General features: G+C 62.9%; 7 protein-coding genes and 1 tRNA gene. 2 read left to right on the top strand and 6 right to left on the bottom strand.

Translation table 11 applies throughout. The features are described from left to right. Positions 1-151 precede the first annotated feature (151 nt). Both F0A16_RS22310 and F0A16_RS19405 read left to right on the top strand, forming a co-directional pair. On the top strand, positions 152-976 hold the full coding sequence (locus F0A16_RS22310; RefSeq protein ID WP_420853087.1) for a tyrosine-type recombinase/integrase: 825 nt from the start codon (positions 152-154) through the stop codon (positions 974-976). Positions 977-1,193: 217 nt separating this feature from the next. Then, positions 1,194-1,270 (top strand) — tRNA-Arg (locus tag F0A16_RS19405). Positions 1,271-1,327: 57 nt separating this feature from the next. Here F0A16_RS19405 and F0A16_RS19400 read toward each other — a convergent pair. From F0A16_RS19400 to F0A16_RS19375, 6 genes are all read right to left on the bottom strand, one after another. After that, complete coding sequence (locus F0A16_RS19400) at positions 1,328-2,338, bottom strand: tRNA dihydrouridine synthase (protein WP_149437352.1); 1,011 nt, start codon at positions 2,336-2,338, stop codon at positions 1,328-1,330. Positions 2,339-2,498: 160 nt separating this feature from the next. Beyond that, positions 2,499-4,004 (bottom strand): tripartite tricarboxylate transporter permease, encoded by a 1,506-nt coding sequence (locus F0A16_RS19395; protein ID WP_239023896.1) that lies wholly within the window; start codon positions 4,002-4,004, stop codon positions 2,499-2,501. Positions 4,005-4,086: 82 nt separating this feature from the next. Next, entirely contained in the window at positions 4,087-4,620 is a 534-nt protein-coding gene (locus F0A16_RS19390) for a tripartite tricarboxylate transporter TctB family protein (RefSeq protein WP_149437328.1), read from the bottom strand. Next, positions 4,617-5,630 carry a Bug family tripartite tricarboxylate transporter substrate binding protein gene (locus F0A16_RS19385; protein ID WP_223119833.1) on the bottom strand — a complete coding sequence of 338 codons (1,014 nt, stop codon included), beginning with the start codon at positions 5,628-5,630 and terminating at the stop codon, positions 4,617-4,619. Before F0A16_RS19385 ends, F0A16_RS19390 begins: the two co-directional genes overlap by 4 nt. Before the next feature lie 118 nt (positions 5,631-5,748). Continuing rightward, the gene (locus F0A16_RS19380; protein ID WP_149437326.1) at positions 5,749-6,279 is read right to left on the bottom strand and encodes a chromate transporter; all 531 of its coding nucleotides are present in this window, start codon (positions 6,277-6,279) and stop codon (positions 5,749-5,751) included. Next, entirely contained in the window at positions 6,276-6,854 is a 579-nt protein-coding gene (locus F0A16_RS19375) for a chromate transporter (RefSeq protein ID WP_149437324.1), read from the bottom strand. The genes F0A16_RS19380 and F0A16_RS19375 overlap by 4 nt, the downstream gene beginning before the upstream one ends. Between the last annotated feature and the right edge of the window lies 1 nt (position 6,855).

Here is a 6,855-nt window from a genome sequence, read left to right as displayed (position 1 = left end):
AACGCCCTCGTCAAACGCTGGGTTGGCGGCCACCCCTTGAGGTTTTTACGGAAGTCCTGCAGCGCTCTGTTGCTGGGCAGGGCAATCGTGTCCACTAGCGTTGCGCTTGGAACTTGAGACCGCCGTGCTTCGAAACCAATTCGGATGCGAGATGCTTCCTAGCATGGTAACACAATATGATGTGGTAAAGTGGCGAAACAATATCATTCGTTCACCTGCCAACCCCAATGGCGTAGCCGAGACAAGTTGGAATAACTATGCTCGTCATCTATCGGCACTTTATAACTTCGGTCTCGAGCGTCGGCTGCTGGGAGCCTGTGATGCCAATCCGTTTAAGGGGGTTCGGGTGCGAGAACCACGGAAACCCAAAAAGATTTTGCACCCGGATGTTGTTGGGCTGGCACGGAGAGAGTTGAATAATTGTCGTATATATGAGGAGGCTTCTAGGAAACCTTCATCGCTTCACCCAGCCTGGTTTTGGGAGGTGGTCGTTGAAACCTTTTATTTTACAGGGATTAGACTGAATCAACTTCTTAATATTCAGGCGCAACACGTGGATTTGAAGCGTTGTGTGCTGGTGGGTTCGGCGGAGGGGGCTAAAAATCACGCCGAGTTCATATTGCCTATTCCAGATCGGCTGCACCCGCTTTTGAGTTGCTTGATGTCGCAGGCGTTCCGCACTGGTATAGGAGCAAACGAGCAGCTTTTCAATGTGAATCGGTACAGCCACCGGCACCGACGAAAGGTTATGAACAAGAGCCAGGTTTCCCACTTCTTTGATCGTTTGTCTGAAGTATGTGGGGCGAGAGTGACGCCTCATCGGTTCCGGCACACGCTTGGCACCGATTTGATGGAAGACCCTGAGCGCAATCTGCACTTGACGCAACAGATACTGGCTCACAGTGACATACGTAGTACCCTGGAGTACGTGCATCCCAAGACTGAGACGCTGCGGCAATTGCTGAATCAGAGATGAAGCATGGCTGTGGCGAAGGAGGTCGAGTGTCAGATTGGGAAGGATTGCCCTTGACAGTCCGCTGAGAGTCGGCCAGAATTCGCACCGTAGCCAATACAGTGCAAGGGAATTCTGGCTATTTGGTTAAAGAGATAGCTCTTAGCTTCTATGAAGCAATGGTGAGAGTGTTCTCGGTAGGTGAATCCTTAGCGGGCGCACCAAGCATTGCCAAGTTTCAGCGCCCGTAGCTCAGCTGGATAGAGTACCTGACTACGAATCAGGGGGTCGGAGGTTCGAATCCTCCCGGGCGCGCCATACTGTCGAAAACCCCCGTGCCTCTGGCATGGGGGTTTTTGCTTGTAGGCCGTCGTTCTAGGTCGCCATCGTCGAAGAGGCGCGAGCCGACGGACCTGAGTTGACCGAGTCCGACTTCGACCCGAGATCGCTCAATCCGGCAACAAAGGGTGCCAGCGCGGTTTCCCGTCGCAATGCCATGAAGCGTGCCGCTGCCCCGGGGTCCCGACCCCGCATGATGTTGAGCCACTGTTTCAGCAGTGACACGATGACCTTCTCCGGCATTCCCGCGCCGCGTTTGGCTTCGGCATAGCGGATCAGCAGGGCGCTGCGAGCCGGCCACGGCGTCGGCGCCAGTCGTTCGCCGCCGGTTTCCAGCCAGTGGCGGATGCGCCGCGCCAGCCACGGGTCTGCCAGCATGCCCCGCCCCAGCATGACGTCACGGCAGCCTGACAGCGTGCGTGCCTTCCAGTAATCCTCGAGCGACCAGATATCGCCGTTGGCCACCACCGGCACACTGACCTCGGCGCGGATCCGGGCGATCCATTCCCAGTGGGCGGGCGGTCGATAGCCCTCGCGCCGGGTACGGGCGTGAACCACCAGCTCCCCAGCGCCGCCGGCCTCGGCCGCTTGCGCGCAGGCCAGCGCCAACTGCTTGTCGTCGAAGCCGAGCCGCAGCTTGGCGTTGACCGAAGCACCATGCCGTTGGCCCACTCCGGCCACCGCGTCGACCACGGCGTACACGCGCTCCGGCGCCCTTAGCAGCGAGGCACCGCCGTCATGGCGGTTGACGGTTTTGGCCGGACAGCCGAAGTTGAGATCGAGACGCGTGGCCCCCTGGTCGATCGCCTGTGCGGCGTTGGCCGCCAGGGCCCGGGGGTCGGAACCCAGCAATTGCAACGTGACCGGGGTGGCGGACGGTGTGAGCGGCCCGGCGCTACCCGCCGATGCTAGCTCGGGACAGTGGCGCAGGAATACCCGAGGCGGCAATCTGGCATCGACGACACGCACGAACTCGGTGACGCACCAGTCCAGCGCGCCATCCTCGCTCAGCAGGGCGCGAGTGTCGGCATCGATGACACCCTCCATGGGCGCCAGACCGAGGCGCCCGCGTGGGGAGGCGTTGGTGGGTACGGAAAAGTGGTGTCGTGCCATGCGGCCTCCAAGGATCTGGCGGGCGCTAAACTAGCACAATCGTGGCGGTATGCCATGCCCCGGTGAGGGCGGGGCGAAACGGCCGCGCGGGAATTCAGGTCCGGGCAATCTTCCGCTGCTGGAGGAGGCGCCGAACGGTAAATACCACAGAGAGTACGGCCAGGATCAGCAGCCCGGCCGAAATCGGTCGGGTGAAGAACAGCGTCCAGTCCTCGTCGGCCATCAGTGCGCGACGCAGGTTGGTCTCGGCAATCGGCCCGAGGATGACGCCCAGTACCAGCGGCGCCAGCGGATAGTCGAGCTTCGCCAGCAGATAACCGACCAGGCCAACGCCGATCAGCAGGTAGAGGTCGGTGATGCGGTTGTTGAGCGCCAGGGCGCCAACGGCACAGCAGACCAGTACCACCGGCACGATGATCGACTTGGGGATCTCGGTGATCCGCAGGAACCAGCGCATGCTGATCAGACAGAAGGCCAGCACCATGCCGGCGGCCAGGAACATCGCCAGGAACATGCCATAGACCAGATCCGCACTGTCCATGATCAGGCGGGGGCCGACACTGACGCCCTGTACCATCAACGCCGCCATCAGCACGGCGTCGACGGCGCTGCCGGGGATGCCCAGCGCAATCATCGGTATCAGCCCGCCGCCGGCGGTGGCGGAATTGCCGGACTCCGAGGCGACCACGCCGTCGGCGATGCCGGTGCCGAAACGTTCCGGGGTCTTCGAGGCGCGTTTGGCCTGGTCGTAGGCGATCAGGTTGGCGATGCTGCCCCCGGCGCCGGGTACCGCGCCGATGACCACACCCAGCATCGACGAGCGCAGCAGGTTGCCCGGTCGGCTCAGCACCTCGCGCATCACGGCCAGCGGCCGGAAATGCAGCTTGCCGCTGACCAGCGATTCCCCGCGCTGGAGTGCCGTCGGGTTCTCGACCTCGCTGGCGAGCTGGCTGACCGCGAAGATGCCGATCAGTACCACCAGGAATGGAATGCCGGCCGCCAGCACGTCGACACCGAAGGTGAAGCGCGGTACGCCCATCATCGGATCCTGTCCCACCGTGGCGACGAACAGCCCCAGCAGGCTCATCATCAATCCCTTGAGGATCGACTTGCCGACCAGGCTCGCCACCACCGTGACGGCGAACAGGATCAGCGAGAAGTACTCCCAGGGACCGAGCTTGACGGCGATCATCGCCAGTGGCGGCGCGGCGATGATTAGTACCACGGCGCTGATCAGCGCGCCAAAGAACGACGCCCAGATCCCCAGTGCCAGCGCCCGGCCGGGCTCGCCCTTGCGCGCCATTGGGTAGGCGTCGAACGTCGTCGCTACCGCGGAGGGCGTACCGGGAATGCCCAGCAGTGCGGCACTGATCAGCCCGCCCGAGCCACCGCCGACATAGACCGCGAGCATCGTGGCGACGCCCTGCAGCGGCGGCATGGTGAAGGTGACCGGCAGGGTCAGCACGATCGCCATGGTGATCGTGAAGCCGGGAATGGCGGCGGCCACGACACCTGCCATGACGCCAATCATCATGCTGACGAGCGTCGCCAGCGAAAACAGTTGTTCGACGCTGGAGAGCAGCGCATCGGTCATCGGCATGGAGAACTCTCTTGGCCCATTGGACTTGTTGGCATGGGGCTGTCGATCTTTCCGGAGTGGGTCTTCGGGCTACCGTTTACCGCTACCACAGGCGGCCCGGGGGTAGCGAAATCAGGAACACATGGCTGAACAGCGCATAGAGCCCGAGGCCGAAGACCGCCGCAACCAGGCACGCGATCAGCAGCCGGCGACCGCGGCGTGCGCCCAGGATGACCTGGACGGCCAGCAGGAAGAGCAGGGACGCCAGCGCGAAGCCGAGCCACGGCATGAGTAGCGCATAGACGCAGAAGGCCGCCAGCGTGGCGAAGGCCAGGCGCCGCTGCGCGAACCAGCGGCCAGCTCCCACGCTCGTCTCCTGGTCGGTCTGGCGCAGTGCCATCGCCGACTGGACCACGATCGCCAGGTTGAAGATCACCAGGGCGCCGAGGATCAACCGGGGGAACGATCCGGCACCCAGCGGTTCCCACATCGACGACGGCAGGTCTCCGGCCTGCACGAACAGGCCGACGAAGAGCGCCGCCAGCACGGCATTGAAGATGACGTTGGCGAGCGCCTTGCCACGCTCGCTGCTGGCCTCCCGCCCGGGGGGGGAGGCCGTATCGGTCGCGTCGTTCATCGTGCCAACTTGCCGGAAAGGCGCTTGATCGTTCCGTCGACGTCAGCCAGGTAGTCGGCGTAAGCCTGCGGCCCCATGAATTCGACCTCGGCGCCTGCCTTGTTGACCCGAGAGATGAACTCCGGATTCTGGGACATGGTTTCGAACCCCTGGGCCAATGTTTCCACCTTGGCCGGATCGATCCCCTTGGGCGCGACGATGCCGCGGTTGATGCTCAGGTTGAGGTTGTCGTAACCGAGCTCCTTGAAGGTGGGTACGTCGGGCGTCTGCTTGAGACGCTCCTTGCTGCCGACGGCGAGAAACCGCAGGTCGCCGTTCTTGACGAATTCCAGGCTCGAGGAGATATCGCCGATCGAGGCATCGATATGGCCACCCACCAGCGAACGAATGCGCGCGCCGGTTCCCTCGAAACCGACGTATCGGAACTGGGCGCCGATAGCGTCTTCGATCATCGCTGCATGGACATGGGGAATGCCGCCGAGGGTGGCGCCGACACGAATCTCGCCGGGATGGGCCTTGGCGTACTCGGCGAACTCCTCGAACGTCTTCCAGTCACTGTCGGCGTTGACCACGAGATATTGCGGCGACGAGGCCAGCGAGGCGATCGGCTGGAAATCGTCCCAGTTGAGCGTCGTCAGTCCGGTGGCGTTGGCGGCCATCAGGCCCTCGTGAATCTGGCCCACGGTGTAACCGTCGGGGTCTTTCTGCGCCAGTTCCTTGAGGCCGATGGTGCCGCTGACGCCGGGCATGTTGATCACCGGCATCGGCTCTCCGAAGGTCTCCTGGGCAGCGTTGGAGATGATGCGCATCAAGGCGTCGCTACCGCCACCCGGCGACCAGGGCACGATGAATTCGATGGCGTGGTCGGGGTAGTCGTCGGCTTGCACGGCCTGACTGACTGCCAGGCCGCCGGCGGCCAGGCCCAGGGTCAGGGAGGCGATCACGCCGCTGGATGAAAGCGCTCGGCCCAGTTTGCCCCGGGCCATCTGGTGAAGTCCGTCGTAGAACATGAGTTGTCCTTGTTGGTCTGTTGGTTTTGACGTCGTGTCTGTTGCTCTTGTTGTTCCGGATCCTTGCCTTTCTCAGGGGGGGCCATTGCCTCGCCAAGCGATGCCCTGTTCCCGCCGCTCAGCCGAGTAGAAATCCGCCATAGACCAGCCCGACGACGACGGCCCATACCGGGTGGAGCTTGAGTCGCCACAGCATGACGACGGAGATCGCGGCGATGATGGCGGTGTGGATCCAGCCGGCATCATGGACGCCCTCGCCGAGAAACGACCAGGTGAGATAGCCCATCAGCACCATGATCACCGGCCTGACCCACTGACTCATCGACTTGACCTTGATCGAATCCCGATAGCGATACAGCGTTCCCAGCGCTACCAGCATCAGAATCAGTGAAGGGGCGACGGTGGCGAAGGTTGCCACCAGGCTGCCGCCGATCCCGGCGATGTCATAGCCGATATAGCCGGCCATCTTGGTGGCGATCGGGCTGGGTAGGGTGTTGCCCAGCGCCAGCGTCTCGGCGAACTGCTGGGAGCTCATCCAGCCGTAGCGGCCGACGACTTCGTTCTCGACCAGGGGAATGATCGCCGGTCCACCGCCGTAGCCGACGATGTTGGGAATGAAGAATGCCAGAAACAGATCCCAGTAGATCATGGCTTGGCCTCCTCGCTGCGCTCGCGCCGCCGCTCCGGTCGCAGCAGGGCGGCGACGAGGATCGCGCCGATCACCAGGCCCGGATGGATGCCGAGCCCGTAGATCAGGCCGCCGGCGATCACGCCCATGATCAGGGTCGCGATCCAGCCGAGCACGACGCGGGATTTCTGAAAGAAGTCCCATGTCAGTTGGGCCATCATCACCATCACCACCGGGACGACGCCCTCGCTCATGCCCTGTATCCAGCGCTGGTCGCGATAGCGGGTAAACAGCCCCAGGAGCACCATCATCGCCACGATACACGGCACGATGACGGCGACGACGGCATTGATACAGCCCAGTACGCCGCCGACCCGGTAGCCGATGGTACCGGCCATCTTGGTGGCGATGGGGCCGGGCAGCGTATTGCCGATGGCCAGCACGTCGCCGAACTCCTCATCGTTCATCCACTGATAGCGCGTGACCGCTTCGGCACGAACCAGCGGAATCATCGAGGGGCCGCCGCCGAAGCCGAGCAGACCGATACGCAGAAAAGCCATGAACAGGCGACGCTGAGTCGTCAAAGATGAGGGCATG

The organism is Salinicola corii, assembly GCF_008298015.1.
Lineage (GTDB): Bacteria > Pseudomonadota > Gammaproteobacteria > Pseudomonadales > Halomonadaceae > Salinicola > Salinicola corii.
This window is presented reverse-complemented; position numbering and strand designations above follow the sequence as displayed.